Raw genomic sequence first — 26,382 nt, 5'->3', positions numbered from 1 at the left:
CGCCCGGCCCGAGCGCGTGCGCGACAGGGTCAGCGCTCGCGGAAGAAGGCTGTCAGCTGGGCCGCACAGGCGTCCTCCAGCACCCCGTGGATCACCTCGGGGCGGTGGTTGAGCCGACGGTCCCGTACGACGTCCCAGAGCGAACCGGCGGCGCCGGCCTTCTCGTCCCGTGCCCCGTAGACCACGCGGCCGATCCGGGACTGCACGAGGGCGCCCGCGCACATGGTGCAGGGCTCCAGGGTGACCACCAGCGTGCAGCCGGTCAGCCGCCAGGCGCCGAGAGCGGCTGAGGCGCGGCGCAGCGCGAGGACCTCGGCGTGCGCGGTCGGGTCGCCCGTCGCCTCGCGCTCGTTGTGGCCGGTGGCGAGCAGGGCGCCGTCCGGACCCAGGACAACGGCGCCGACCGGCACATCGCCGGCCAGCGCCGCCTGCGCTGCCTCGTCCAGGGCATGGCGCATGGGTGCCTGCCACGGGTCCCGTACGGGATCGGAGGGAGGCGGTGAGGAGGGCGGGGGTGGTGGTGCGTTCACCCGCGGACCCTAACGGACGGTCTCCAGGACCTCGGCCGCGCCGAGCGCGTCCGCGATCTCCGCCAGCGCGTCGGTGCGCAGGGTCAGCAACTGCTTCTCGGACAGCCCGAGGTCGGCGAGGACCCCGAGATCTCCGAGTGGCCCCGCCGGTACGGCGTCGGGGTCGTGGTCCAGGCCGGGGTCGGCGACAGCGGCGCCGCCCCGGCCGTCGGCGCTGTCCTCGGCTTCGTCCGGTTCGCCGTCCTCCGTACCGTCGAGGTCCACGAGTTCCTCGAGTGCGGCGATCTCGTCGTCGGCCCCCGGTTCGCGGCCGAGCAGTTCATCGGTGAGCAGGATCTCCCCGTACGAGGAGCGGGCGGCGGTGGACGCGTCCGAGATGTAGATACGGGGGTCCTCCTCACCGTCCACCCGGACGACGCCGAACCAGGCGTCCTCCTGCTCGATGTAGACCAGGACCGTGTCCTCGTCCACCGAGGCCTCTCGGGCCAGATCTGTCAGGTCGGACAGGGTTTCCACATCGTCGAGCTCTGTATCGCTCGCTTCCCACCCGTCTTCGGTGCGCGCGAGCAGTGCGGCGAAGTACACCGTGACTCTCCCACTGGTCATAGGTGAATCGGTCCGACGGGAGGGCAGACGGTCTTCCGGCTGCTCTGGGCCCCGCCCAATCGGCATCGTGGCAGAAACGAGCGCGAAGCGAGACGTCTTCGACCGTTGCGTCGGCCATGAGTTCCGGGAGTGCCTGCTCGGCGGCGGTCTCCTCGCGGGCGTCCAGGGAGGGGTGTGGAGGCCCGGACGGCGGGTGGTCACCAGCGGAACGTGCGCATCCGCATCTGTTGGCGCATACGGGCCGCGCGGGCGCGGCGGGGTTGGACCCGGTCGCGGAGCTGCTTCGCCTCATGGAGCTCACGGAGGAACTGCACCCGGCGCCTCCGGCGCGCCGCGTCACTCTCCTGCGCGTCCGGCACGTTCTCCTGCACGTCGGGCAGGTCGCGCGCGTCGCGTCCGGCCTGCCGCTGTTTCCGCTGCTCCCCGTCGGGCAATCGACACACCACCCCAAGCCTGGGTCCGTATGCCCCCACCTTCCCCCCGAACAGGTGCTTGATGCCAGTGCAGACGTGCGGGAAGCCCGTCCGGGGCCCCGCTACTGTTGACGGCATGCGGATCCACGTCGTCGACCACCCGCTGGTCGCGCACAAACTCACCACGCTGCGCGACAAGCGCACCGACTCCCCGACCTTCCGGCGGCTCGCCGACGAGCTGGTCACCCTCCTCGCGTACGAGGCCACCAGGGATGTGCGGACCGAGCAGGTCGACATCGAGACCCCGGTGACCGCCACGACCGGCGTGAAGCTGTCGTACCCGCGACCCCTGGTCGTGCCGATCCTGCGCGCCGGTCTCGGCATGCTGGACGGCATGGTGCGGCTGCTCCCGACCGCCGAGGTCGGCTTCCTGGGCATGATCCGCAACGAGGAGACGCTCCAGGCGGAGACGTACGCGACGCGGATGCCCGAGGACCTCTCAGGGCGTCAGGTCTACGTCCTGGACCCGATGCTGGCCACCGGTGGCACGCTCGTCGCGGCCATCAGGGAACTGATCAGGCGCGGCGCGGACGACGTCACCGCGGTCGTGCTGCTCGCGGCGCCCGAGGGCGTCGAGGTCATGGAGCGCGAGCTGGCCGGCGCGCCGGTCACGGTGGTCACCGCCTCGGTCGACGAGCGGCTCAACGAGAACGGCTACATCGTGCCGGGGCTCGGCGACGCCGGCGACCGGATGTACGGCACCGTCGACTGACGGGGCCGGCCGGTCACCGGCAGGCGGACGGAGCCGGGGCGGGCTTCGTCAGGGCGGTGAGCGCGGAGGCGGCCGCCGCGGGCGTGCTGAACGCCTTGAACTTCGTACCGATGATCAGATCGACGTCCGCCGTCCGGCGGGCGTCGGTCTTCTGTACGACCCCGGGCAGCTGCGTGCCGAGCACCGGGAAGGAACCGTCGGCCGCCGTCGGGGCGCCGAGCAGAAGTGCGGTGCCCGGTACCTTCTTGTCGTACGCGGCCGTGGCGTTGCCCACCTTGCCGATGGTGAAGCCGCGCTTCTTCAGTTCGTCGGCGGCGGCCTTGGCGAGCCCGCTGCGCGGCGTCGCGTTGTAGATGTTGACCTTGATGGTGGCCGGCTTGGGGAGCGCCTTGGCGGGTGCCGAAGCCGTCGGCGAGGGGCAGGCCTTCGTGCGCTCGGCCGCGTTCGCCCGTCCGTCGCCACCGGTGAAGACATCGATGAGCTGTAGCGTGCCCCATCCGGCCAGACCGAGGGCCGCAACGGCAGCGACGGCCGACAGGACGAGCCTGCGGCGATGACGGGGGCGGCGCATGCGCGGGTAGGTGTTGCCCGTGATGCGGTACTTTCCGCCCATGCCGGGAGGGGTCAGCATGCTCATGGGCGCAGCGTAGTGCGACCTGGTGATGATGCCTACTAAACGATCAACAGATGGCACCCGTATGTGCATAAAAGCACTCGAAAGGCCGGAAATGGGCCACGGGTGGGAGTGGCGCGGTCAGCCGAGTTCGAGGACGCGTGCGTGCAGCACCTGGCGCTGCTGCAGCGCGGCGCGCACGGCGCGGTGCAGCCCGTCCTCGAGGTAGAGGTCGCCCTGCCACTTCACGACGTGCGCGAACAGGTCGCCGTAGAACGTGGAGTCCTCGGCGAGCAGGGTCTCGAGGTCCAGCTGTCCCTTGGTGGTCACCAGCTGGTCGAGGCGGACCGGGCGCGGCGCGACATCCGCCCACTGTCGGGTGCTTTCCCGGCCGTGGTCAGGATATGGCCGCCCATTTCCGATGCGCTTGAAGATCACACGGAAAGCCTACCGGGCAAGGACCTCCGGGCGCAGCCACGGGACGGGACCGCGATGCTTGCCAAACCGCAAGGAACAGGGTGAAACCGGAACAGGGGCTGCCATGACTGGGAGCGAGAGCGGGAGCGCACTGCCGCAGCAGGCTCAGGACATCGCCGCCGGGTACGCGGTCTCCCGGTGCCGCGCTCGAACTCGGCGCGCTCATCCGGGACGGTGCGGCCCTTCCCGGTGCGCGGATCCGTATCCCTCCGGGCATGCTCAACCGGCACGGCCTCATGGCGGGCGCCACGGGCACCGGGAAGACGAAGACCCTCCAGCTGATCGCCGAGCAGCTGTCGGCGAACGGGGCGCCGGTCTTCCTCGCCGACATCAAGGGCGACGTCTCCGGCATCTCCGCACCCGGACGACGCAGGTCGGGCGGGAGATCTCGCGGTCGCTCCTCGGCACGTCACACCGCAGGCGGTGAGCGGAGCCCGCCGCCTGCGGCGTGAGGGAGCGGTCCGGATTACTCGGTGACGCCGTGCGCGTGTCCCTCGCGCAGTCCGCCGCCGCTGCCGGGCTCACCGGTGCTGGGGGCCGACGGGACCGGGCGGGTCAGGGAGCGCAGGTCGTAGGCGTAGGTGCCCACGGCGTTGGCGATCACATCGATGTTGGTGTCGAAGTGCGCCATGTCGATGTTGTCCAGGTCGTCACAGGCCGCGTGGTAGCACGGGTCGTACGCGACGCCGGCCGTGCCGCCGAACGTCTTCGCCTGGTCGGCCGTCTTGATGCCCTCGGCGCCCGTGTCCGTACCGCCGGACGGGATGCCGGCCTCGATGAACGGCCCGTAGTCGGAACGTCCGGTGAAGTCCGTGCCGGTGTGGGGCTTGGCCTTACCGTCCAGGAACTGGTTGATGTCACGCTCCAGTTGGGCGGAACCCTCGGGGCCGGGGCCCTCGCCGACGTTGTCGGAGTTGTCGCCGTCGAAGACGAACTGCACACCGTTCGGCGAGGCGATCATGTCGAAGTTGAGGTACATCGCGACCTGCTTGCGCTGCTCCTCGGAGAGCTTCGCGACGTACGCCTCCGAGCCCAGCAGGCCGTTCTCCTCCGCCGACCACCAGGCGAACCGCACCTTGTTGGCGGGCTGCTTGTGGGACTTGGCGAGTTCCAGGGCGACTTCGAGGAGTCCGGCCGAGCCGGATCCGTTGTCGTTGATGCCGGGGCCGTCGGTGACCGAGTCGAGGTGCGCGCCGAGCATGACGGTCTTCGCCGGGTTCCCGCGGCGGGTCTCCGCGACGACGTTGCGGGTGGTGCGCTCCTCCTGGAACTCACGGATCTCGAAGTCGACCGTCACCTCGCCCTTGGCCAGGTCCGCGACGAGCTTCTCGCCCTCTGCCTGGAGGAGTCCGCCGGTGGGGATCTTCCCCGACTCGACGTCCCCGAGGGTGCCGGAGAGCACGCCTTCGGTGTTGTTGTAGATCACCGCGCCCGCCGCGCCCGCGACACCCGCCGCCGCCTGCTTCACGGCGAAGGAGCAGCCGCCGCGCTTGATCAGCGCGATCTTGCCGGTGAAGGTCGCGGAGGCGTAGTCGGCCGCCTCGCAGCCGGTGGTGGCGTCGACCGGAACGGCGACGAGGGCCGCGCGGACCCCGCCCTCCTTCGTGGACTTCGTGTACGTCATCGCCTTGATGGAGATGTCACGGGGCGTGGGTGAGACCACGGAGAGCTTCTCGGCCAGCGTCTCGGTGTAGACGAAGTCGAAGGCCTGGTAGCCGACCTCGTAACCGGCCTTCTGGAGCTGCCGGTAGACGTAGGCGGCGGAGGCGTCGTGGCCCGGCGAGCCGGCCGCGCGGTGGCCGTCCGCCGAGTCGGCTATCGCCTGGAACTGCTCCAGGTGCCGGTGGGCGTCCTTCGCGGACGAGTTCTTGACCAGGGTCCGCGACAGCTTGGCGGCGTCCTTGGCCGGGTCGTGGGGTGCGTGGCCCTGGTGCGGGGAAGCGGCGAGGAGGAGCGGTGTGGCCAGGGCGGTGGCGGCCACAACCGCCATGGCTCTGCGACGAGTTGCGTGCACAGGAGTCCTTCCGATGCGAACGGATGTGCGTGAAAGCTAGCGAGTGGTCCGGCATCTGTGAACCGCAGGCGCCGGTTGTGATCGCTTGTGTGGCCCGTTCGTGATCACTTGGCCCGTCCCGTCGCCTTCGCCGCTCTGGCCGCCGCCTTCGCTTCCTGCTTGTACGCACGCACCTCGGCGAGCGAGTCGGGTCCGGTGATGTCGGCGACGGAGCGGTGCGAGCCCGCCTCCCCGTACGGACCTGCCGCCTCCCGCCATCCGGTCGGGCGGACGTCGAACCGCTTGCCGAGCAGAGCCAGGAAGATCTGCGCCTTCTGGGTGCCGAACCCGGGCAGCGCGTTGAGGCGTTCCAGCAGCTCGGCGCCCGTACCGGCGCCCTCCCAGACGGTGCTCGCCTCTCCGCCGTACTCCGCCACCAGGAACTGGCACAGTTGCTGCACCCGCTTGGCCATGGAGCCGGGATAGCGGTGCAGGGCGGGTTTGGAGGTGAAGAGTTCCGTGAACGCCTCCGGGTCGTAGGCGGCGATCTCGTGCGCGTCCAGATCGTCCGAGCCCATGCGCCCGGCCAGGGTGTACGGGCCGGTGAACGCCCACTCCATGGGGACCTGCTGGTCCAGCAGCATGCCGACGAGGGCTGCGAGCGGACTGCGTCCGAGGAGCTCGTCCGCGTCGGACTGCTGGGCGATCCGCACCGTGAAGTCCTTGCCGTCGTTGCTCTTGGTCATATCTACGATGATCGCCAGAGCGGCGGGGATCGGCGAGTCCAGCGGGCCGGGCGGGGAGCCCGGAGACCTCCGGGGCGCGGGGGATGCCACCTTCCCGGAGCGCCGTCCGTTCTCGGAGCATGAACGTCGACGAGAAGCTGACCATTGCCGTCGCCGGCGGACCGGGACCCTGGGCCGGGGGATCGTCGGCACGCTGCGCTCGCGCGGTCACCGGGTGCGGGTGCTCAGCCGTCGCTCGCAGGAGTACCGCGTCGACCTGACCACGGGGGAGGGCCTGGACAGGGCGCTGGAAGGTTGTGACGTCGTGGTGGACGCCAGTAACAGCACCTCCCCGAAGGGTGCGGCGCAGACGCTCGTCGAGGGGTCGCGGCGCCTGCTGGCCGCAGAGGAGGCCGCCGGGGTCCGCCACCACGTATGTGTCTCCGTCGTCGGCTGCGAGCGCGTCCCCTTCGGGTACTAAAGGGCGAAGGCCGCGCAGGAACGGGTGGTGGAGGAGGGGCCGGTGGACTGGACCCTGGTGCGGGCGACGCAGTTCCACGAGCTGGTGGCCGGGCTGTTCGCGCCGATGGCCCGCTTCGGAGTGCTGGTCCTGCCCGGGATGCCCCTGCGGACCGTGGCGTCCGCGGAGGTGGCCGTGGCGGTGGCCGTGGCGGTGGCCGATGCCGCCGGGGGGCCCGCGCTCCGGGCCCGTGTCGAGGTGGCCGGACCCGAGACCGCCGATGTCCGGGACCTCGCCCGGCAGTGGCGTTCGGTCACGGGCAGCCGCGCGCGGATCGTGCCGTTGGTGCTGCCGGGCGCGGTGGGCAGGGCTGTCCGGTCCGGTGCGCTGACCACGGAACGGCCGGACGTGACCGGCACGACGACGTTCGCGGCCTGGCTCGAGGAGCGGGAGCTCCGGGACTGAGGGCCGGGGCGCCGGGCCGCTGGGCTTCAGGGCTGCAGGCGTGCGGCGCGCATCTGCAGGTAGCGGACCTCCGGTGCGCTGAGCGTGCGGTCGGCGGCCAGCCGGTAGGCGGCCCGTGCCCCCTCGCGGTCTCCGGCCTTCTCCAGCAGGTGGGCCCGTACGGCGTCCAGCCGGTGGTTACCGGCCAGCCGGTCGCTCAGCGCGTCCACTTCCGCCAGCCCGGCCCGGGGGCCGTGCACCATGGCGACGGCCACCGCGCGGCCGAGCCCGGCCATGGGGTCCGGGGCGCCGGCCACGAGGATGTCGTACAGCGCGAGGATCTGCGGCCAGTCGGTGTCCTCGGCGCGCTCCGCCTCGCAGTGCAGTGCCGCGATCGCCGCCTGCAGCTGGTAGGACCCCGCGGGACCCTCGGACAGCGCCTGCTCCACCAGGGCGGCGCCCTCCGCGATCGCGGCACGGTCCCACCGGGTGCGGTCCTGCTCGTCGAGCGGGATCAGCTGCCCGTCCGGGCCGCTGCGGGCCGCGCTGCGGGCCTCGGTGAGCAGCATCAGCGCCAGCAGGCCGGCCACCCGGCCCTCCCTGGGCAGGAGCCCCCGTACGGAACGCGTCAGCCGGATCGCCTCGCGGGCGAGGTCCGCGCGGTGCAGGTCGCTCCCGGAGGTCGCCGTGTACCCCTCGTTGAAGATCAGATAGAGCACCTGCAGCACGGCGGCGAGCCGCAGATCGCGGTCGGCGGGCCCAGGCTGGCGGAACGGTGCACCCCGGACCTTCTGTTTGGCCCGGCTGATCCTCTGGGCCATCGTCGCCTCGGTCACCAGGTGGGCCCGGGCGATCTCGGCCGTGGTGAGGCCGCCGACGGCGCGCAGGGTGAGCGCGACCTGAGCGGCGGGAGTCAGCTCCGGGTGGCAGCACAGGAAGAGCAGGGTGAGGGTGTCGTCCTCGGACGGCGCCCGGCTCTCCCCGGGCGGCGGGGCGGTGAACGCGTCCCGCGGGGTGAGCGCTGCCGCCGTCCTCTCGCGCCGGTGCCGGGCGGAGTCGCTGCGCAGCTGGTCGGTCAGTCGCCGGGACGCGATCCTGATGAGCCAGCCGCGGGGGTTGTCCGGCAGCCCCTGCTCCGGCCACTGCTGCGCCGCCGCGAGGAGTGCTTCCTGTACGGCGTCCTCGGCGGCGTCGAAGTGTCCGTACCGGCGCACGAGCGCGCCGAGGACCTGCGGCGCGTGCCGGCGCAGCAGGCCCTCGACGTCCGTCGTCCTACGGTCCACTCGTCACCTCCGACCAGGTTCCTCAGGCACCGCCCGAGTCGATCGGGCGGATCACCACGGGGTACTCGGGAGCGCCCTCGGGCTGCGGACAGAGCGCGATGCGTGCCGCGATCTCGGTCACCCGCTCCAGGCTCTCGCAGTCGAGCACCCAGTACCCGGCCAGGAGCTCCTTGGTCTCCCCGTACGGACCGTCGGAGATCACCGGCTGTCCGTCGGCGCCCGCGCTCACGAAACGGGTCTTCGCGGGCTCGACCAGTCCCTGGCCGTCCACCATCTCACCGGACTCGGCGAGGTCGTTGTTGATTCCTTCCATGAAGGCGAACATCGCCTTCACGTCCTGCTCGTTCCAGGCCGGGCTGCTCGCGGACGCCTTGCCGCGCATCGCCTCGTAGTCGGCCTGGGATCCCTGCACCATCACCAGGTACTTCATGATTCGCTCCCTCGGCGGCTGTGCTGCCCCTCATGGGCAACTCTCACAGGGGACGTCGGAGCCGCGGACGGGTTCTCGACACCACGCGGAGGGTTTTCCGGAATCACTCCAGCAGGTGCGGCCCGGCGGCAGGCGCGCCGCGCCCTACCGCGCCCGGTTCCGGCCGAGCAGCGCGCGCACCGCCGCGCGGTCGACGTTCGTGAGGGCGCGGACGAGCTTCGGGGTGAGGAAGACGATCACGAGGCCGAGGAGGGAGGCCGCGGCGATCTGCAGGGGGGAGGAGAGGTAGTACTGGTGGCGGACGCCGTCCGAGGTGTAGTCGAAGACCTGGTACCCGGACCAGCCCACGTACCGGGGGAAGACCCAGGCGTACAGCGGGTAGAGCGCGACCGTCCATCCGGTGATCAGGAAGGTCAGCGTCAGGCAGAAGCTCGCCACCCGCCACGGAAACATGACGACCTGGAAGAGCAGCGCCTTCCAGCCCGCCGGGTCCGTCAGCCGGGCCTGGACGCCCGCCCACCAGCCGGGCCGCTGCGCTGCGGGGATGTCTGCCGGCCCTGTGACGTCCAGGCCGAGCAGCGCGCCCGCCCGTCGCCGCTCGGCGGCACCGAGGCCGCGTGCGGCGGCGAGCAGGGCGGCCAGGACAGGCAGGCCGAGCACCGTGAGGGAGAGCCCGGCGCCGAGCGGGAACAGGGTCACGGAGAGGACGAATCCGCCGATGGCGATCGGCAGCGAGGTCAGCGCGTAACCGATCTCCCGGTACGTGGCGGCGGCGAACGGGCCGCGCCGGAACGCCGTCGGGGGTGCGGTCCTCGTGGCCCGCGCGACGGGCGCGTCGGCGGTGGACGGTGCTGTGGTGCGCGGGAGGGTGCTGGTGGTCATGGCGGCCTCGACATCATCGGGTGGGGATGCTCCGTGCTGACGCGCTCCACACTCGTGGATCCGCGCCCCCAACGGCATGGGGTGACCAGGCCGGTTGGGGGTGGGGCTGCCCCCCGGGCGCCCCGGGGGATCGCGGTGGGCGGTCGTCCGACCTGGCCGGGCCGCGGACCGGACCGGACAGTAGAGTTCGGCAGCGTCATCCCCCGAACACCGAGGTACCGGCCGTGTCCCCCGCACCATCCGAACCACCCGCCCCGCAGCTCCCGTCCGACGCGCGTGTCGTGAGCGTGGTGGGCATCGGTGCCGACGGATGGGCGGGCCTGCCGGACACGGCACGCTCCGCGCTCCTGGACGCCGAGGTACTGATCGGCGGTGAGCGCCAGTTGCGGCTGCTCCCGCCCGACTGCGGGGGCCGGCGCGTGCCCTGGCCGTCGCCGCTGCGGCCCGCCGTGCGCGGCCTGTTCGCCGCCCATGAGGGGAGCCGGATCGCCGTACTGGCCAGCGGCGATCCCATGTTCTACGGCATCGGCCGGGCGCTCACCGAGGAGCTCGGCCCAGGGGCGCTGCACGTCCTGCCGCACCCGTCGTCGACCTCCTACGCCTGCGCCCGGCTCGGCTGGCCGCTGGAGGACACCGAGGTCGTCACCCTGGTGGGCCGTCCCACGGCCCGGCTGGCCGCCGCCCTGCACGACGGGCGTCGGCTGCTCGTCCTCAGCGCGGACGCCGCCACTCCGGCCGCCGTGGCCGCACTCCTGCGGGAACACGGCTTCGGGCCAAGCCGGATGCGGGTGCTCGAACAGCTCGGCGGCGAGCGCGAGGACTGTGTGGACGGCACCGCGGACACCTGGGCGCGAGAGCCCGGCGACCCCCTCAACATCATCGCCGTGGAGTGCCGCTCCACGCCGGACGCCCTGCGCATCGGCGCCGTACCGGGCCTGCCCGACGAGGCGTACGAACACGACGGCCAGCTCACGAAGCGCCATGTACGGGCCGCCACGCTCGGCGTACTCGCGCCCGCCCCCGGTGAATTCCTCTGGGACATCGGCGGCGGCTCCGGATCGATCGCCGTCGAATGGCTGCGGACCCATCCGTCCTGCCGTGCGGTGACCGTGGAGCGCGACCCCGTGCGCGCCCTGCGCATCGCCCGCAACGCGGACCGGCTCGGAGTCCCCGCCCTGCGCGTGGTCACCGGCCGGGCGCCGGGCGTCCTCGCCGGACTGCCCGTCCCCGACGCCGTGTTCATCGGAGGCGGGCTCACCGTGCCCGGCCTGCTCGACGCCTGCTGGGACGCGTTGCCTCCGGGCGGCCGGCTGGTCGCCAACACGGTCACGCTGGAGTCGGAGGCGCTGCTCGCCGAGCGGTACCGGCTGCACGGCGGCGACCTGGTGCGGCTCGCGGTGGCACACGCGGTGCCGGTCGGCGGGTTCACCGGGTGGCGCCAGGCGATGCCCGTGACGCAGTGGTCCGTACGCAAAGCCTCGCCCGACTCACACGCCTCAGGAGACAACAGATGACCGTGCACTTCATCGGCGCGGGCCCCGGCGCCGCAGACCTGATCACGGTGCGCGGCGCGCGCGTTCTCGCCGCCAGTCCCGTCTGCCTGTACGCGGGCAGTCTGGTGCCGCGCGAGCTGCTCGCCGAATGCCCGCCGGACGCCCGGCTCGTGGACACCGCCGACCTGGACATCGACCAGATCACCGCCGAACTGGTCCGCGCCCACGCCGACGGTCACGACGTCGCCCGGCTGCACTCGGGCGACCCCTCGGTCTTCAGCGCGGTCAACGAGCAGATGCGGCGCCTCGACGAGGCGGGCGTGCCGTACGACGTGGTGCCCGGGGTGCCCGCGTTCGCCGCGGCCGCCGCCGCGCTGAAGCGGGAGCTGACGGTGCCCACGGTCGGCCAGACCGTCATCCTCACCCGGATCGCCCAGCGCGCGACCGCGATGCCCGAGGGCGAGGACCTGGCCACGCTGGGCCGGAGCGGCGCGCTGATCGTGCTGCACCTCGCGGCGCGGTACGTGGACCGGGTCGTCGACGAGCTGCTGCCGCACTACGGGGCCGACTGCCCCGCGGCCGTGGTGGCCATGGCCTCGCGCCCGGACGAGATCATCCTGCGCGGATCACTGGACTCCATCGCGGAGCAGGTCAAGGCGGCGGGGGTGATCCGGACCGCGGTGATCATGGTGGGTCGGACGCTGGGAGCGGAGCAGTTCCGTGACAGCCACCTCTACTCCCCTGCCCGGGACCGCCACACCTGCTGACCCACCCTGTTCGGCGAGTACCGCGGGCTGACGGCCCCCGGTCACCTCACCTCGCTCCGCCCCACCACCGTCCCCGCGCGGTCGATGCAGATCACGTCCACCGCCACGGGTGCTCCCCGCAGCACGGACAGCGCCTGGTCCCGCGCGGCCACGGCCACCAGGTCGCCCAGCGGCACACCGGCCGCCGCGCACAACTGCAGCGCGGCCAGGCCGGTGTTGGCGACCTCGATCTCGGCTGCCAGCGCCTCGCTCGCCCCGCCCTGCCGTGCCAGCCCGGCCAGGAAGATCTTGTCGACCTGGGAGCGGCCCGAGTGCAGGTCCAGGTGACCCGCGGCGAGCTTGGACAGCTTGGCGAACCCGCCGCAGACCGTCAGCCGCTCCACCGGATGCCGGCGCACGTACTTGAGTACCGCCCCCACGAAGTCCCCCATGTCCAGGAGGGCGATCTCCGGCAGCCCGTACTCGGTCACCACCGTCTTCTCCGAGGTCGAGCCCGTGCACCCCGCCACATGGGTGTGCCCGGCCGCTCGTGCGACGTCCACCCCGCGGCGGATCGAGTCGATCCAGGCCGAGCAGGAGTACGGCACCACGACGCCCGTCGTACCCAGGATCGAGAGGCCGCCCAGGATGCCCAGGCGAATGTTCCACGTGAAACGTGCGATCTCCTCGCCGTCGTCCACCGAGACCGTGATCTCGACGTCGCCGGTGCCGCCGTGCTCGGCCGCCACCCGCGCCATGTGGTCCCGCATCATCTGGCGGGGCACTGGGTTGATCGCGGGCTCCCCCACTTCGAGCGGCAGCCCCGGGAGCGTCACCGTCCCCACGCCGGGCCCGGCCCGGAAGACCACTCCGGTCCCCGGCGGGAGCGGCCGCACGGTGGCCCTCACCAGCGCACCGTGCGTCACGTCCGGGTCGTCGCCCGCGTCCTTGACCACTCCCGCCGTCGCAAAGCCGTCGCCGAGCTCCTCCACCGCGAGCGCGAAGGCCGGGGTCTGCCCCCGGGGCAGGGTGATGGCCACGGGATCGGGGAACTCGCCGGTCAGCAGCGCGGTGTACGCGGCGGTGGCCGCGGCGGTCGCACAGGCGCCGGTCGTCCATCCGGGCCGCAGACCGGTGTGCTTGAGTTGGGCGGTGCGCCCGCCCTGCGCCTCACTGCTCATGGATGGACCGATCCGATGCCTCTGCACGTACTCGTCCTCGGCGGCACGACGGAGGCCCGCCTGCTCGCGGAGTCCCTGGTGGCCGCGGACGGACTGCCCGCCGGGGCGCGGGTGACCAGCTCGCTCGCGGGTCGCGTCGGCCGCCCGAAACTGCCGCCCGGCGAGGTGCGCATCGGTGGATTCGGCGGAGCCGACGGCATGGCCGCCTGGCTCCGGGCGCACCGAGTAAATGCGGTCATCGACGCCACCCATCCTTTCGCCGGGAAGATCAGTTTCAACGCGGCCGAGGCCGCCGCCGCAGTCCATGTTCCCCTGCTGGCGCTGCGCCGGCCCGGCTGGGTGCCCTCGGAGGGCGACCGGTGGCATGCGGCCGGCTCGCTGGCGGAGGCGGCCGGCCTTCTCCCGGGACTTGGCAGGAGGGTCTTCCTCACGACGGGCCGGATGGGCCTCGCCGCATTCGCCGGTCTGGACGAGCTCTGGTTCCTGATGCGTTCGGTGGACGCTCCCGAGGCGCCGCACCCGGCGCGGATGGAGACGCTGCTGGACCGGGGGCCGTTCACGCTGGAGGGGGAGCGGGAGCTGATCCGCCGCCATCGCGTCGACGTCCTCGTCACGAAGGACAGCGGCGGGGAGGCGACCGCTCCCAAACTCACCGCGGCCCGCGAGGCGGGCATCCCGGTGGTCGTCGTCCGCCGGCCACCGGTACCGGAGGGCGTGCCGGTCGCCGGGACCCCCCTGGAAGCCGTCGGCTGGCTGCGTGACCTCCCGTGCGTGACCCCGCGAGCTCGGCATGATCCGAACGAGCGGCTCTAGCCGGGGAGCACGGCGGCGAGGGCCTGGCGATCGCGGGCCTCGATGCCGGCTCAGACGCCCGTACGACCGTCGATCCGTTCGCGTACGAGATCGGCGTGCCCGCAGTGGCGGGCGTACTCGCCGACCATGTGCGTGTAGATCCAGCGCAGGGTGACCTGCCCGCCCATGAAGGGGCTGGTGTCATCGAGTGCGCGGGCGGCGCAGTTCTCCCGCGCCCGGCCGATCTCGGTCTGCCAGACGGTCAGCGCCTGCTCGTACGTCGCTCCGTCCGTCAGGTCGAAACCGCCGTCGGCGGCTTCGGGGTCGGACCCGGGGGTGAAGAGCGGCGGCACGTCCTCCTGGGCCAGGACCCGGCGGAACCAGTTCCGCTCGACCTCCGCGAGGTGCTGGACGAGTCCGAGCAGGGTGATCGGCGAAGGTGCCGCCGTCGCCTGGCGGAGCTGGTCCTCCGTCAGGCCGTCGCACTTCTGGGCGAGCGTGGTGCGGTAGAAGTCGAGCCAGCTCTCCAGAGAGGCCCGCTCACCGGCGTCCAAAGGGGGCATGGGACGTTCGGGAGTGCTCATGTCCGCCATCGTGGCACGGGGGTCCGACAGCGGACGGGCAGCGGCCGGCTCCGCCCGTCCCCGCCGCGACCGCGTTCAGCCCTCCGGGTAGCGGCGCGGCGTCCAGACGATCTGCCGGCCGTCCCCCCGCCGCACCCACCGGGTCTGCGAGGACCCCACGATCAGGATCGTCCGCATGTCGACCTCGGCCGGATCGAGATCGGCGAGGCGCACCGTGCGCACGCTCTCCGCCGGGCCGCCGACATCGCGCCCGAGCACCACGGGCGTGTCCGGGGAGCGGTGCTCCAGCAGCAGGTCGCGGGCCTTGCCGACCTGCCAGGTACGGCTGCGTGAGCCGGGGTTGTACAGCGCCATCACCAGATCGGCCGTGGCCGCCGCGCGCAGCCGCTCGGCGATGACCTCCCAGGGCTTGAGCCGGTCCGAGAGCGAGATGGTGGCGTAGTCGTGTCCCAGCGGAGCACCCGCGCGGGCGGCGGCGGCGTTGGCCGCGGTCACGCCGGGCAGCACCCGTACCGCCAGGTCCGCGTACGCGTCCTGGGACGCCACTTCCAGTACGGCCGTGGCCATGGCGAACACCCCCGGGTCACCGCCCGACACGACGGCCACCCGCCGCCCGCGCCGTGCCAGGTCCAGGGCGAACTCCGCCCGTTCCGACTCGACCTTGTTGTCGGAGCCGTGCCGCTGCTGCCCGGGACGTACGGGCACCCGGTCCAGGTACGTCGTGTAGCCGACGATGTCGTCGGCGGCGGCCAGCGCCCCGCGGGTCTCGGGCGTCAGCCACAGCGGGCCGGCCGGCCCGGTACCCACCACGACGACCTCGCCGGAGCCGGCGGCCCGTTCGGGGCGGGGTGCGTCGATCCGGCTCGGCAGCACCGCGACCGCGAAGTACGGCACCGAGTCCGCGTCGGTGTCCGCCAGATCGCCGGTGCGCTCCCCGGCCATGGTGGCGCGCTCGACGTAACGCGCCTCGGCCAGTCGCCCGGACGCCTCGAACGCACGGCGCACGGCAGGGAACGTGCGGCCCAGTTTCATCACCACCGCCGAGTCGGTGGCCGCCAGACGTGCCGTCAGCTCCTCCTCCGGCAGCGTGCCCGGCAGGATCGTCAGCACCTCCTCGCCCTCGACGAGCGGGGTGCCGAGACGGGCGGCGGCGGCACTGACCGAGGTGACGCCCGGGACGACCTCGGTGGCGTAGCGGTCCGCGAGCCGCTTGTGCATGTGCTGGTACGAGCCGTAGAACAGCGGGTCGCCCTCGGCGAGCACGGCGACGGTGCGCCCCGCGTCGAGATGGACCGCGAGGCGGGCCGCGGCCTCGGTGTAGAACTCGTCCAGCGCGCCCCGGTAGCCGCCGGGGTGGTCGGTGGTCTCCGTCGTGACGGGGTAGACCAGTGCCTCTTCGATGTGGTCGGCGCGGATGTGCTGCGCCGCGATGGAACGGGCGATGGACCGGCCGTGCCGGGCGGAGTGGTACGCCACGACATCGGCCTCGGCGATGACCTGCACGGCGCGCACGGTCATCAGGGACGGGTCGCCGGGCCCGAGCCCCACCCCGTACAGCCGTCCGGTCTTCCTGTGCTCGCTCACGCTCACTCTTCCTCGCTGGCGATCGCGTTGATGGCCGCCGCCGCCATGGCGCTGCCGCCGCGCCGGCCGCGCACGATCAGGTGCTCGAGGCGGGACGGGTGGGCGGCCAGCGCGTCCTTGGACTCGGCGGCGCCGATGAAGCCGACCGGGACACCGATGACGGCGGCGGGGCGCGGGGCGCCCTCCTCGATCATCTCCAGGAGCCGGAAGAGGGCGGTGGGCGCGTTGCCGACGGCGACGACAGCCCCTTCCATGCGGTCGCGCCACAGTTCCAGCGCGGCGGCGCTGCGGGTGGTGCCGAGCTTCGCGGCCAGTTCCGGAACGGCCGGGTCGGACAGGGTGCACACCACGTCGTTGTCCGCCGGCAGCCGCTTGCGGGTGACACCGCTGGCGACCATGGCCACGTCGCACAGGATGGGCGCACCGGACCGCAGCGCCGCGCGGGCGCCGGCCACGGCATCCGGCGAGAAGGCGAGATCGCGTACGAGGTCGACCATGCCGCAGGCATGGATCATGCGGACGGCGACCTGGCTCACATCGGCGGGCAGCCCTGCCAGATCCGCCTCCGCGCGGATGGTGGCGAAGGACTGGCGGTAGATCGCCGGTCCGTCCTTCTCGTACTGATGCACAGTGCTGTCGCTTTCTTCATCGGGTTTGTGGCCGGCGGCCAGACACAGGTGAACAAGGTGATGCGCGGTCAGGTGCGAGAGCCTCGCGCCGCTGCCACCGCGGCGGCCAGCGCGACAGGGTCGTCCCGGACCGTCGCCGTGGCGTCCGACCTGTCCCCCGTCACATGGGAGATCCGGTGTCCGTCCGGGGTGGCGACCACGTCGATCCACTCCCCGTGCGGATGGCCGCAGCGGCGTTCGCACCCGGACCAGTACACAGGCAGCCGTCCCGCGGGTCCGACGGCGGCCCCCGCTTCGGCCCGCACGTCGGCCAGCGACTTCGCACAGCCGGGCCGTCCGATGCACGCCCCGACCCCGGCCCACGGCGAGCCGGGTCCGGTGATCAGACCGGCCTCCGAGAGGGCGGCGAGCAGTTCGTCCGCTCGATCCGGTGCGACGCCGGTGACGACGACGCCGCGCCATGGGGTGAGCCGCAGTTCGCCGGCGCTCGACAGCAGCCGCCACTGGTTCGGGTCAAGGCGCCCCAGCGGTACGCCGACGGACAGCGCGACCTCGCGGCGGCCGCCGCGTACGGGGCCGAGGGCAGGAGGGAGGGACGCATGGGGGAGGGGGCGGCGGTCCTCCGACACGGCGGTACCGGTCCGCCTCAACCGCCGTACGACGTCGTCGGACAGTGCGGCGGCGCCGCACGGCAGGTCCTTGACCCGCCAGGCACCGGTGTCCGGGGCGGCGTCCAGAAACGCTTCGGCGGCCAGGAGTGCGGCGCGGGGTCCCTCGGAAGCCGGGATACGCAGGACGGCGTCGGTGTCCCCGACACGCAGCATCGCTTCGCCGTCGTCACGGGCCAGCAGGGTGAGGTCGGCGCCGAGGGCGTCCACATCACCGCGGCCGTCATCGAGTGCGAACAGGAAGCGGCCGGAGAGCGCGGCCGCACGGTCGCTTCCGCACAGCAAGCGGTCAAGTCCGGCCAGCCACACTCCGACCTCAGCGGCTCCGAGGCCGTCGAGTCCCGCGAGGGGGGAAGCGACGATGTTGCGTATCCGCTCGTGGCGTTCGGAGGGCAGCAGCCCGGCCCTGCCCAGCAGTCCGGCCAACTCCGCACCGCAGTCCGGGGCGAGCCCGCGCAGCTGCACGTTGCCGCGCGAGGTGAGGTGCAACTCACCGTCGCCCAGCCGCTCCGCGGCCTCTCCGAGGGTGTTCGCACGCGCAACCGTCAGCACGCCGCCGGGCAGCCGGACCCGCGCCAGCGCACCGTCGTCCGCCCGGTGCAGACGCAGTGTTCCGGGGCAGGCATCACCGCCCGGAGACCGGGGCGGGAGGGCGGATGGGGGCATGGCGGCGAGCATACCGACCGTGACCGCGGCACAGTCCTACGGTGACTGTGACCTGTAGGACACCCACCGGCCGGACCCGGAATCGCGACCGGTCCGGGGCCCGTGCCGGGTTCGTTGCCCGGTCCCGGCCGCCGCAGGGCGAAAACCGGCCCGTCGTGCGACCAGGACAAGTCCCGTCCAGGGGCATCCCGTCACGCCCGGCCGTCCGCCGCCTACTATGCCTAGCGGCGGTCCGTTCGGCCCGCCATCGCCAGACGGCGACATGGGAGGAAGCCCGGTGAGATTCCGGCGCGGTCCCGCCACTGTGAGCCCGGTCCACGACCGGGCGAGTCAGGAACTCCTGCCGTCCGACACCGCCCGGGGCGTGGACACCCCGAGGAAGGGCTGACGCCGCATGATCCTGCTCCTGTCGACGTCCGACACCGACCTGCTCAGCGCCCGCGCATCCGCGGGCCCGGTCAACTACCGCTACGCCAACCCCTCCCGGCTCTCCCTCGATGAACTCCCGGAGCTGCTGGACGGCACGGACCTCGTCGTCGTACGCCTCCTCGGGGGCGTACGGGCCTGGCAGGACGGCCTCGACCTGGTGCTGGCGACCGGTCGCCCCGTCGTCGTGCTGACCGGTGAACAGGCGCCCGACGCCCAGCTGATGGCCGCGTCCACCGTCCCCATCGGCATCGCCGCCGAGGCGCACGCCTACCTCGCGCACGGCGGCCCCGCCAACCTGGAGCAGCTGGCCCGGTTCCTCTCCGACACCGTGCTGCTCACCGGTCACGGCTTCGAGCCGCCCGCCCCCGCACCCGCCTGGGGCCCGCTGGAGCGGACGGCCCGTGAGGGCGTCACCGGGCCCACCGTCGCGGTGCTCTACTACCGCGCCCACCACATGAGCGGGAACACGGCGTTCATCGAAGCGCTCTGCACCGCCGTCGAGGACGCGGGGGCCCACGCCCTCCCGCTGTACGTCGCCTCGCTCCGTACCCCCGAGCCCGAGCTCATCGACGAACTCCGTGCCGCCGACGCCATCGTGACGACCGTCCTCGCCGCGGGCGGCACCAAGCCGGCCACCGCGTCCGCGGGCGGCGACGACGAGTCCTGGGACGCGGGCGCCCTCACCGGCCTCGACGTGCCGGTGCTCCAGGCGCTCTGCCTCACCAGCCCCCGCGCCGCCTGGGAGGAGAACGACGAGGGCGTCTCCCCGCTGGACGCCGCCACCCAGATCGCGGTGCCGGAGTTCGACGGCCGCCTGATCACGGTGCCGTTCTCCTTCAAGGAGATCGACGAGGACGGCCTGCCCGCGTACGTCGCCGACACCGAGCGCGCGGCACGGGTCGCCGGGATCGCCGTACGGCACGCCCGGCTCCGCCACATCCCGGCCGCCGAGAAGCGGATCGCCCTCGTCCTGTCCGCGTACCCGACCAAGCACTCCCGCATCGGCAACGCGGTCGGCCTCGACACCCCCGCAAGCGCCGTCGCCCTGCTGCGCAGGCTCCGGGCCGAGGGCTACGACTTCGGGCCCGAGGAGGAGATCCCGGGTCTGGTCTCCGGCGACGGCGACGAGCTGATCTACGCGCTGATCGAGGCCGGCGGCCACGACCAGGAGTGGCTCACCGAGGAGCAGCTGGCCCGCAACCCGGTCCGGATCCCCGCCGCCGACTACCGCCGCTGGTTCGCCACGCTGCCCGCCGAACTCCGCGAGGCCGTCGAGCGGCACTGGGGCCCGGCCCCCGGCGAGATGTTCCTCGACCGGTCCCGCAACCCCGAGGGCGACATCGTGCTCGCCGCCCTGCGCCGCGGCAACCTGCTGATCCTCATCCAGCCGCCGCGCGGCTTCGGCGAGAACCCGATCGCGATCTACCACGACCCCGATCTGCCGCCCTCGCACCACTACCTGGCCGCCTACCGCTGGATCGCCGCGTCCGCGGACGACAACGGTTTCGGCGCCGACGCGATGATCCACCTCGGCAAGCACGGCAACCTGGAGTGGCTGCCCGGCAAGAACGCCGGCCTGTCCGCCGCCTGCGGCCCCGACGCCGCACTGGGTGATCTGCCGCTCGTCTACCCGTTCCTGGTGAACGACCCGGGCGAGGGCACCCAGGCCAAGCGCCGTGTGCACGCCACCCTGGTCGACCACCTCGTACCGCCGATGGCGCGCGCCGACAGCTACGGCGACATCGCCCGCCTCGAACAGCTCCTGGACGAGCACGCGCAGATCGCCGCGATGGACCCGGCGAAGCTCCCGGCCGTACGCGCCCAGATCTGGACACTGATCCAGGCCGCGAAGCTCGATCACGACCTGGGGCTGCAGGACCGGCCCGAGGACGAGGGCTTCGACGAGTTCATCATGCATCTCGACGGCTGGCTCTGTGAGATCAAGGACGTCCAGATCCGAGACGGGCTGCACGTCCTGGGCGGCGCCCCGGCCGGCAAGGACCGCGTCAACCTCGTCCTCGCCGTCCTGCGCGCCCGCCAGATCTGGGGCGGTACGACCTCGCTGCCCGGTCTGCGCGAGGCGCTCGGCCTCGACGAGTCCGCGGCCACGCGCACCGCCGCCGACGAGATCGAGGAGCAGGCCCGCACCCTCGTCCAGGCGATGGAGGACGCGGCCTGGGATCCGGCCGCCGTCGCCCGCGTGGCCGCCGGACAGCCGTCCGCCGTCGCCGACATCCTCGACTTCGCCGCCAAGGAGGTCGTGCCCCGTCTCGCCGCCACGACCGACGAGCTCGACCACACCGTCCACGCGCTGAACGGCGGGTTCGTCCCTGCGGGCCCGTCCGGTTCCCCGCTCCGCGGTCTGGTGAACGTCCTGCCGACCGGCCGGAACTTCTACTCCGTCGACCCGAAGGCCGTCCCGTCCCGTCTCGCCTGGGAGACCGGCCAGGCCCTCGCGGACTCGCTCCTGGAGCGCTACCGCGCAGACAACGGCGAATGGCCCACCTCCGTCGGCCTGTCCCTGTGGGGCACGAGCGCGATGCGCACCGCGGGCGACGACATCGCCGAGGCCTTCGCCCTGCTCGGCGTCCGCCCCGTCTGGGACGACGCCTCGCGCCGCGTCACGGGCCTGGAGCCGATCCCGTACGAGGAGCTGGGCCGTCCCCGTATCGACGTCACGCTGCGCATCTCCGGCTTCTTCCGGGACGCCTTCCCGCGCACCATCGGCCTGCTGGACGACGCGGTGCGCCTGGCTGCCTCCCTCGACGAGCCCGCCGAGCGGAACTTCGTACGGGCCCACACCCAGGCCGACCTGGCCGAACACGGCGACGAGCGGCGTGCCACCACCCGCATCTTCGGTTCCCGGCCGGGAACGTACGGTGCCGGGCTGCTGCAGCTCATCGACTCCCGCGACTGGCGCACCGACGCCGACCTCGCCGAGGTCTACACGGTGTGGGGCGGCTACGCCTACGGCCGTGAGCTCGACGGGCGCCCGGCCCGGGACGAGATGGAGACCGCGTACAAGCGCATCGCGGTCGCGGCGAAGAACACCGACACCCGTGAGCACGACATCGCGGACTCCGACGACTACTTCCAGTACCACGGCGGCATGGTCGCGACCGTACGCGCGCTGAAGGGCACCGCCCCCGAGGCGTACATCGGCGACTCGACCCGACCCGAGACGGTCCGCACGCGCACCCTCGTCGAGGAGACGTCCCGGGTCTTCCGCGCCCGGGTGGTCAACCCGAAGTGGATCGAGGCGATGCGCCGCCACGGCTACAAGGGCGCCTTCGAGCTCGCCGCCACAGTCGACTACCTGTTCGGGTACGACGCGACGACGGGCGTGGTCGCGGACTGGATGTACGACAAACTCACCGAGACGTACGTCCTGGATCCGACCAACCGCGAATTCCTCCAGCAGGCCAATCCCTGGGCCCTCCACGGCATCGCGGAACGCCTCCTGGAGGCCGAGTCCCGGGGCATGTGGGCGAAGCCCGACCCGGCCGTGCTCGAGGCGCTGCGCCAGGTCTTCCTGGAGACGGAAGGCAACCTGGAGGGTGAGGACTGAGGCGCGCGTCCCGGCGTTCCGGACCGGGCGGATCCGGGATATATTGCCGCGCGGCGGTACCGGGTACAAGCTGGTGGAATGGGTGATCAGGTAGGCCCCACGCCAGTCGCCTCTGTCCAGCAGGCCCTCCGCCTGCTGGAAGCGGCAGGAGCGCACGAGGGCGGTGTCCCCGCGGAACAGCTGGCGAGGGAGGCAGGGCTGCCGCTGTCCACCGCGCACGAGCTGCTGCCCGCGCTCACCCGTGACGGCTTCCTGAGGAAGCTGGACGACGACGGGTACGTCATGGGCGACGAGTTGTTCGAACCGAAGGCGGGAAGCAACGCGGAGGAGCTGCTCACGCGCGTCCGCCCCGCACTCGCCTCGCTGCGGGACGATGTGTCGGCCGCCGCCTACCTGACCTTCTACGAGGAGGGCGAGATCCGCGTCGCGGAGATCGTCGACGGGCCGCAGACGCCGAGGGTCGACCTCTGGGTGGGATTCGAGGACGCCGGCCACGCCACGGCACTGGGCAAGTGCGTCCTGCGCGAGCTGGACGAGGAGGCGCGCGGCGACTACCTCTCCAGGCACGACCTCGCCGATCTCACGCCCCGCACGATCACGCGGCGGGAGGAGCTCGTGCGACAGCTCGAATCCTCGCTGCCCGTCCCCGTCGTCATGGACCGCGAGGAGTACTCCCTCGGCACGCTCTGCATCGCGGTGCCCGTGTACAGCGGGGACAAGGTCGGCTCGCTCGGCATCTCCTTCCGGTCGGACCGGATGTACCGGACCAGCCAGGTACGGGAGAAGCTGCTCGCATCGGCGGAGCGGGTGACCAGGGGGCTGTCCCTCACCCTCTGAGCGGCCCCGGCCGGAGGGCCTGCTCGAACAGGGCCGCCTCGGAGAAGACCTCGACGAAGGCCGCCTCACCCCCGCCGAAAGTTGTCGATACGGGTGTTGCGTAATTGTCGGCAAGCCCCCCCCACTGCGGTAAACGAAACGGCCGTAGCGAAAATAGGGGGCCCATGGAGCTCTCGTGAGGGGTTGCCCCCGACAAGACCCTGCCCGGACAGGACGAGCCCTCAATGGTGCCGGGCACGACGCGGTCCTGGAAGTCTCGTGCCCCCTCTGCGGCGCCGGGCCGGGGAGCGCGTGGAGGTTCAGGGAGAGGTGAGTGGTGTCTCGGCAGCGAGTCGGGCTGCCTGCTCGGGGTTGTGCGTGGTGCCTCGGACGTAGGCGGCGGCGAAGGCCGTCGGGCCGAGCGTCGCCGTCGTGACCGCGGTGATGCGGTCGACGTCGATGCGCTCGGCGGGCGGCAACGGGGCACCGACACTGCGCCGGGCCGCGTCGGCGGCGCCGAGCAACCGGGCTGCCCGCTCGGCCGCCGGCGTTGTGGATCCGAGCGACGCTGCGCCGGCCATTCCCTCCAGGGACAGGGCCACCGCGCGCGGTTCGCCCAGCGAGCGCGCGATGGCCAGGCCGCGCAGGTGGTGGGCCAGGGCGTCGGCCGCGTCCTTGCGCAGTTCGCCGACGAAGCCGAGCTCCGCCTCGATCAGGTGCCGGCCGGCAGGTGAGGATGCTTCGACATCTCGCATATGCACCAGATACCCCTCGGCCGCGTCGAGATCGCCCGAGCGCCGAGCTCCCAGCGCCAAACCCATGAGCGCGTGAATCTCGCCGTATTTGTAGCCCTGCGCGACGGCTGATTGCCGTGCTTGTTCATGCAGTGTGCGGGCGCGCTCCCACTCGTGTTCGAGCAGGGCCAAGCGGCCCAGTCCCGACAGGCGCGCGGAGACCTCGGCCTCCAGGCCGAGCTCGCGGGCCAGCCGCAGGCCCTCCTGGTGGCGGCGCGTCGCCTCGGCGTGCTCACCCCTGATCTCGGCCAGTACGGCGAGCGGCTGCACGGTTTGGGCCTCACCCCAGCGATCACCGAGGGCACGGAAGAGCTCGGCGCTGCGCAGGCCGTCCTCGCGTACGGCGACGAGATCACCACGCAGCAGTGCGCACATCGCGCGTAGCGCGAGACCCGCAGCCGTGCCCCACCGGTCGCCGTCGGCGTCGAAGAGGAGCAGGGCCTGCTCGTCGACCGCCTCCGCGCCGGCCGGATCACCCGCGTGGAACAGCCCGTGCGCGTACAGCCACAGTGCTGAGGCGTCCACCACCACCGGGTCGGCCGCACCCGGGACCGGAGCTGCCGGGGAAGTCGGACGCTCTCCGGTCAGCAGGGTGAACGCATCGTGCAGTAGGCGTAGTTCGACCGATGTGGGGACAACGTCCCGGATCCTGGACAGATGACGACGGGCCTCGTTCGGCCGGCCGCGCAGGAGCCACCACCAGGCCAGGGCCGAGCCGAGCCGCGCGGCCCGGTCAGTGCCGTCTCGGGCGCCGACCGAGGCGTGGCGTACGGCTGCGCCGATCGCTGCGTGCAGGTTGGCGGACTCGGCGTCCAAGCGGTCGAGCCACTCGCGTTGGCCACCGTCACGCAGGCGCGGTCGCGCGCATTCGGCGAGGCCGACGTAGTACTCCAGGTGTCGGTCCCGGACGCTCTCGACGTCCTCGCTCTCGGCCAGTCGCTCGCTCGCGTAGGCCGCGACGGATTCGAGCAGGCGATAGCGGGGGGCTGCTGTGCCGATGCCGTCGACCATGACGACCAGCGACTTCTCGACCAGGCGGGTCAGCAGGTCGACGACCTCTCCGGAGGCCACTCCCGGCCCCGCGCAGACCGCCTCGGCGGCTTCCAGAGTGCATCCGCCCCGGTGCACCGCCAGTCGGCCCAGGACGATGCGTTCGCGACCAGGGAGCAGATCCCAGCTCCAGTCGATCATGGCGCGGAGGGTTTGCTGCCGTGCGGGGGTGCCGCGCGCTCCGGACTTCAGCAGGCGGAAGCGGTCGTCCAGACGAGCTGCCAACTGGGCCATTCCCAAGGCACGCACGCGCGTGGCGGCCAGTTCGAGGGCAAGAGGTATCCCGTCCAGCCGCAGGCAGACCTCTGCCACCAGCGCCCACGTCTCGCCGGTCGCCGTCGCCGCGGAGAAGCTCGGGGCCGACGCGGCGGCGCGTTCGGCGAACAACCGAACAGCGTCGCTCCGGCGCAATGGCTCGACCTGGAACACCTCTTCGCCGGCGAGTGCCAACGGCTCGCGGCTGGTGGCCAGTACCCGTAGCCCGGGCACGCCGGCCAGGAGTCGCCCCGCGAGTTCGGCAGCGGCTTCGACGACGTGTTCGCAGTTGTCGAGAATCAGGAGGACCCGCCGATCGCGCAGCGTCGCCACGAGCCGGTCCGGGGTCGAGCGATCGCTCAGAGGTCCGGTGTCGTCGTCGCGGATCCCCAACACGTCGCAGAGCACCTGCGCGAGGTCGGCCACTCCTCCGCTGCGCCCGGCGAGTTCGACCAGTCGTACACCATCGGGAACGTGTCTCGCCGCCTCCTTGGCGAACCGGGTCGCCGCCTCCAGGGCGAGTCGCGTCTTGCCCACGCCGCCCGATCCGGTCAAGGTCACCAGGCGAGCGCGCTCCAGCATCGCGCCGACGGCGCCGACGGCGTCGTCGCGTCCGATCAGGGGGGTCAGCGGCACGGGCAGGCGCACTTCCGGCGTCCTGATGTGCGACGGCGCCGTTGCGACGGCGGGCGAGGACGGAGGTATCGATTCGTCCTGGCGCAGGATCGCCGCGTGCAGCGCGGAGAGTTCGGGGCCGGGATCCAATCCCAGCTCGTCGGCCAGGCATTCGCGCAGGTCCGCGTACGAGGCGAGTGCCTCACTCTGCCGACCGGCCCGGTACAGCGCTTGCACGTACACGGCGCGCAGCTGCTCACGCAGCGGATGCCGTGCAACCAGGCCGGAGAGTTCCGCCGCGACCACCGCGTGCTCACCCGATTCCAGACGGGCGCGCGCGTGTTCTTCGACGGCGACCAGGCGCAGTTCCTCCAGGCGCTGAGCGGTGGGGCGGGCGAACTCCTCGTCCGCGAGATCGGCGTACGCCGGTCCCCGCCACAAGGCGAGTGCTTCGGCGAGGGTCCCGGCCCGCGCCCGGGGATCGGTCTCGGCCCGTGCGCGGTCCACCAGAGCCGCGAAGCGGTGCGCGTCCAGATCGGCGTCGGCGGTGCAGGCGCGGTCCAGGAGCAGTCGGTACCCGGGTGCCTGGTACACCACGCGGTCGCGTCCCAGGGCTCGGCGCAGCACGGAGATTCTGGTCTGGAGCGCGTTGGCGGGTTTGGCGGGCGGGTCGTCGCCCCACAGATCGTCGACGAGCCGGTCGGCGGAGACCGTGCGCCCCTCATGCGTCAGCAGGTCGGCCAGCAGCGCGCGGACCCCCGCCTCGGGGACCTTGACCTGCTCTCCCTCGGCACCCCACACCACCAGTGGACCCAAGACTCCGTACCGCATCGGGCAACCGTACCCAGCGGAGCCGGTAAGCGCTCCAAGGGGACCCCCAGCGA

At 72.5% G+C, this 26,382-nt stretch carries 24 protein-coding genes, 1 pseudogene and 1 riboswitch; of the genes and pseudogenes, 9 read left to right on the top strand and 16 right to left on the bottom strand.

Annotated features, from left to right (window positions below):
* Positions 1 to 29: 29 nt before the first annotated feature.
* The 3 genes from tadA to OG844_RS26210 form a co-directional block, all read right to left on the bottom strand.
* Positions 30 to 458: a tRNA adenosine(34) deaminase TadA gene (gene tadA, locus OG844_RS26220; protein WP_406396264.1), complete on the bottom strand. Its 429-nt coding sequence runs from the start codon at positions 456 to 458 to the stop codon at positions 30 to 32.
* A gap of 81 nt (positions 459 to 539) precedes the next feature.
* Positions 540 to 1,115, bottom strand: coding sequence for a hypothetical protein (locus OG844_RS26215; protein WP_406396262.1), 576 nt, complete (start codon positions 1,113 to 1,115; stop codon positions 540 to 542).
* 218 nt (positions 1,116 to 1,333) lie between these two features.
* Positions 1,334 to 1,582 carry a hypothetical protein gene (locus tag OG844_RS26210; RefSeq protein ID WP_329208900.1) on the bottom strand — a complete coding sequence of 83 codons (249 nt, stop codon included), beginning with the start codon at positions 1,580 to 1,582 and terminating at the stop codon, positions 1,334 to 1,336.
* A 103-nt stretch (positions 1,583 to 1,685) separates the two neighbouring features.
* Here OG844_RS26210 and upp point away from each other — a divergent pair, with 103 nt between their 5' ends.
* Positions 1,686 to 2,321 (top strand): uracil phosphoribosyltransferase, encoded by a 636-nt coding sequence (gene upp, locus OG844_RS26205; RefSeq protein WP_406393530.1) that lies wholly within the window; start codon positions 1,686 to 1,688, stop codon positions 2,319 to 2,321.
* 13 nt (positions 2,322 to 2,334) lie between these two features.
* Here the strand turns inward: upp and OG844_RS26200 are convergent, their stop codons facing one another.
* Positions 2,335 to 2,934, bottom strand: coding sequence for a LytR C-terminal domain-containing protein (locus tag OG844_RS26200; RefSeq protein WP_406396261.1), 600 nt, complete (start codon positions 2,932 to 2,934; stop codon positions 2,335 to 2,337).
* A 141-nt stretch (positions 2,935 to 3,075) separates the two neighbouring features.
* The gene (locus OG844_RS26195) at positions 3,076 to 3,372 is read right to left on the bottom strand and encodes a type II toxin-antitoxin system VapB family antitoxin (protein ID WP_003955420.1); all 297 of its coding nucleotides are present in this window, start codon (positions 3,370 to 3,372) and stop codon (positions 3,076 to 3,078) included.
* A gap of 103 nt (positions 3,373 to 3,475) precedes the next feature.
* Between OG844_RS26195 and OG844_RS26190 the strand changes: the two are divergent.
* A pseudogene (locus tag OG844_RS26190) lies at positions 3,476 to 3,803 on the top strand (helicase HerA-like domain-containing protein); the annotation flags it as partial.
* Positions 3,804 to 3,877: 74 nt separating this feature from the next.
* Here the strand turns inward: OG844_RS26190 and OG844_RS26185 are convergent.
* Both OG844_RS26185 and OG844_RS26180 read right to left on the bottom strand, forming a co-directional pair.
* Positions 3,878 to 5,401, bottom strand: a complete 1,524-nt coding sequence (locus OG844_RS26185; RefSeq protein WP_406396259.1) for a M28 family metallopeptidase — start codon at positions 5,399 to 5,401, stop codon at positions 3,878 to 3,880.
* Positions 5,402 to 5,529: 128 nt separating this feature from the next.
* Positions 5,530 to 6,150, bottom strand: a complete 621-nt coding sequence (locus tag OG844_RS26180; RefSeq protein WP_406393528.1) for an HhH-GPD-type base excision DNA repair protein — start codon at positions 6,148 to 6,150, stop codon at positions 5,530 to 5,532.
* Between the two features lie 7 nt (positions 6,151 to 6,157).
* Between OG844_RS26180 and OG844_RS26175 the strand changes: the two genes are divergently transcribed.
* Positions 6,158 to 6,610 carry an SDR family oxidoreductase gene (locus OG844_RS26175; RefSeq protein WP_406393526.1) on the top strand — a complete coding sequence of 151 codons (453 nt, stop codon included), beginning with the start codon at positions 6,158 to 6,160 and terminating at the stop codon, positions 6,608 to 6,610.
* 42 nt (positions 6,611 to 6,652) lie between these two features.
* Positions 6,653 to 7,054 (top strand): hypothetical protein, encoded by a 402-nt coding sequence (locus OG844_RS26170; protein WP_406393524.1) that lies wholly within the window; start codon positions 6,653 to 6,655, stop codon positions 7,052 to 7,054.
* Between the two features lie 26 nt (positions 7,055 to 7,080).
* Here the strand turns inward: OG844_RS26170 and OG844_RS26165 are convergent, their stop codons facing one another.
* The 3 genes from OG844_RS26165 to OG844_RS26155 form a co-directional block, all read right to left on the bottom strand.
* Positions 7,081 to 8,316 carry an RNA polymerase sigma factor gene (locus tag OG844_RS26165; RefSeq protein WP_406393522.1) on the bottom strand — a complete coding sequence of 412 codons (1,236 nt, stop codon included), beginning with the start codon at positions 8,314 to 8,316 and terminating at the stop codon, positions 7,081 to 7,083.
* 22 nt (positions 8,317 to 8,338) lie between these two features.
* Positions 8,339 to 8,746: a YciI family protein gene (locus OG844_RS26160; protein WP_406393521.1), complete on the bottom strand. Its 408-nt coding sequence runs from the start codon at positions 8,744 to 8,746 to the stop codon at positions 8,339 to 8,341.
* Between the two features lie 144 nt (positions 8,747 to 8,890).
* On the bottom strand, positions 8,891 to 9,628 hold the full coding sequence (locus tag OG844_RS26155) for a sensor domain-containing protein (RefSeq protein WP_406393519.1): 738 nt from the start codon (positions 9,626 to 9,628) through the stop codon (positions 8,891 to 8,893).
* A gap of 224 nt (positions 9,629 to 9,852) precedes the next feature.
* On the opposite strand from OG844_RS26155, the gene cbiE reads away from it, so the two are divergent.
* Both cbiE and cobM read left to right on the top strand, forming a co-directional pair.
* Positions 9,853 to 11,142: a precorrin-6y C5,15-methyltransferase (decarboxylating) subunit CbiE gene (gene cbiE / locus OG844_RS26150; protein WP_406393518.1), complete on the top strand. Its 1,290-nt coding sequence runs from the start codon at positions 9,853 to 9,855 to the stop codon at positions 11,140 to 11,142.
* On the top strand, positions 11,139 to 11,888 hold the full coding sequence (gene cobM / locus OG844_RS26145) for a precorrin-4 C(11)-methyltransferase (protein WP_406393516.1): 750 nt from the start codon (positions 11,139 to 11,141) through the stop codon (positions 11,886 to 11,888). The genes cbiE and cobM overlap by 4 nt, the downstream gene beginning before the upstream one ends.
* Before the next feature lie 41 nt (positions 11,889 to 11,929).
* On the opposite strand, the gene OG844_RS26140 is transcribed toward cobM, so the two are convergent.
* Complete coding sequence (locus OG844_RS26140) at positions 11,930 to 13,048, bottom strand: cobalt-precorrin-5B (C(1))-methyltransferase (RefSeq protein ID WP_406393514.1); 1,119 nt, start codon at positions 13,046 to 13,048, stop codon at positions 11,930 to 11,932.
* A 15-nt stretch (positions 13,049 to 13,063) separates the two neighbouring features.
* Here OG844_RS26140 and OG844_RS26135 point away from each other — a divergent pair, with 15 nt between their 5' ends.
* On the top strand, positions 13,064 to 13,861 hold the full coding sequence (locus tag OG844_RS26135) for a cobalt-precorrin-6A reductase (RefSeq protein WP_406393512.1): 798 nt from the start codon (positions 13,064 to 13,066) through the stop codon (positions 13,859 to 13,861).
* 50 nt (positions 13,862 to 13,911) lie between these two features.
* On the opposite strand, the gene OG844_RS26130 is transcribed toward OG844_RS26135, so the two are convergent.
* The 4 genes from OG844_RS26130 to OG844_RS26115 form a co-directional block, all read right to left on the bottom strand.
* Positions 13,912 to 14,424, bottom strand: coding sequence for a DinB family protein (locus OG844_RS26130; RefSeq protein WP_406393510.1), 513 nt, complete (start codon positions 14,422 to 14,424; stop codon positions 13,912 to 13,914).
* A 75-nt stretch (positions 14,425 to 14,499) separates the two neighbouring features.
* Positions 14,500 to 16,014: a precorrin-3B C(17)-methyltransferase gene (gene cobJ / locus OG844_RS26125; protein ID WP_406393509.1), complete on the bottom strand. Its 1,515-nt coding sequence runs from the start codon at positions 16,012 to 16,014 to the stop codon at positions 14,500 to 14,502.
* Complete coding sequence (locus OG844_RS26120) at positions 16,011 to 16,637, bottom strand: precorrin-8X methylmutase (protein WP_351170042.1); 627 nt, start codon at positions 16,635 to 16,637, stop codon at positions 16,011 to 16,013. Before OG844_RS26120 ends, cobJ begins: the two co-directional genes overlap by 4 nt.
* 68 nt (positions 16,638 to 16,705) lie before the next feature.
* Positions 16,706 to 17,983, bottom strand: coding sequence for a cobalamin biosynthesis protein CobG (locus OG844_RS26115; RefSeq protein ID WP_406393507.1), 1,278 nt, complete (start codon positions 17,981 to 17,983; stop codon positions 16,706 to 16,708).
* A gap of 199 nt (positions 17,984 to 18,182) precedes the next feature.
* Positions 18,183 to 18,334, top strand: a riboswitch (cobalamin riboswitch).
* 31 nt (positions 18,335 to 18,365) lie between these two features.
* Between OG844_RS26115 and cobN the strand changes: the two genes are divergently transcribed.
* Both cobN and OG844_RS26105 read left to right on the top strand, forming a co-directional pair.
* A complete protein-coding gene (gene cobN / locus OG844_RS26110) occupies positions 18,366 to 21,968 on the top strand; it encodes a cobaltochelatase subunit CobN (protein ID WP_406393505.1) in 3,603 nt (1,200 codons plus the stop codon).
* Positions 21,969 to 22,046: 78 nt separating this feature from the next.
* A complete protein-coding gene (locus OG844_RS26105) occupies positions 22,047 to 22,805 on the top strand; it encodes an IclR family transcriptional regulator (protein ID WP_406393504.1) in 759 nt (252 codons plus the stop codon).
* Between the two features lie 299 nt (positions 22,806 to 23,104).
* Here OG844_RS26105 and OG844_RS26100 read toward each other — a convergent pair whose 3' ends face one another.
* Complete coding sequence (locus tag OG844_RS26100; RefSeq protein ID WP_406393503.1) at positions 23,105 to 26,329, bottom strand: BTAD domain-containing putative transcriptional regulator; 3,225 nt, start codon at positions 26,327 to 26,329, stop codon at positions 23,105 to 23,107.
* Between the last annotated feature and the right edge of the window lie 53 nt (positions 26,330 to 26,382).

The organism is Streptomyces sp. NBC_00887 (genome assembly GCF_045207585.1).
This window is presented reverse-complemented; position numbering and strand designations above follow the sequence as displayed.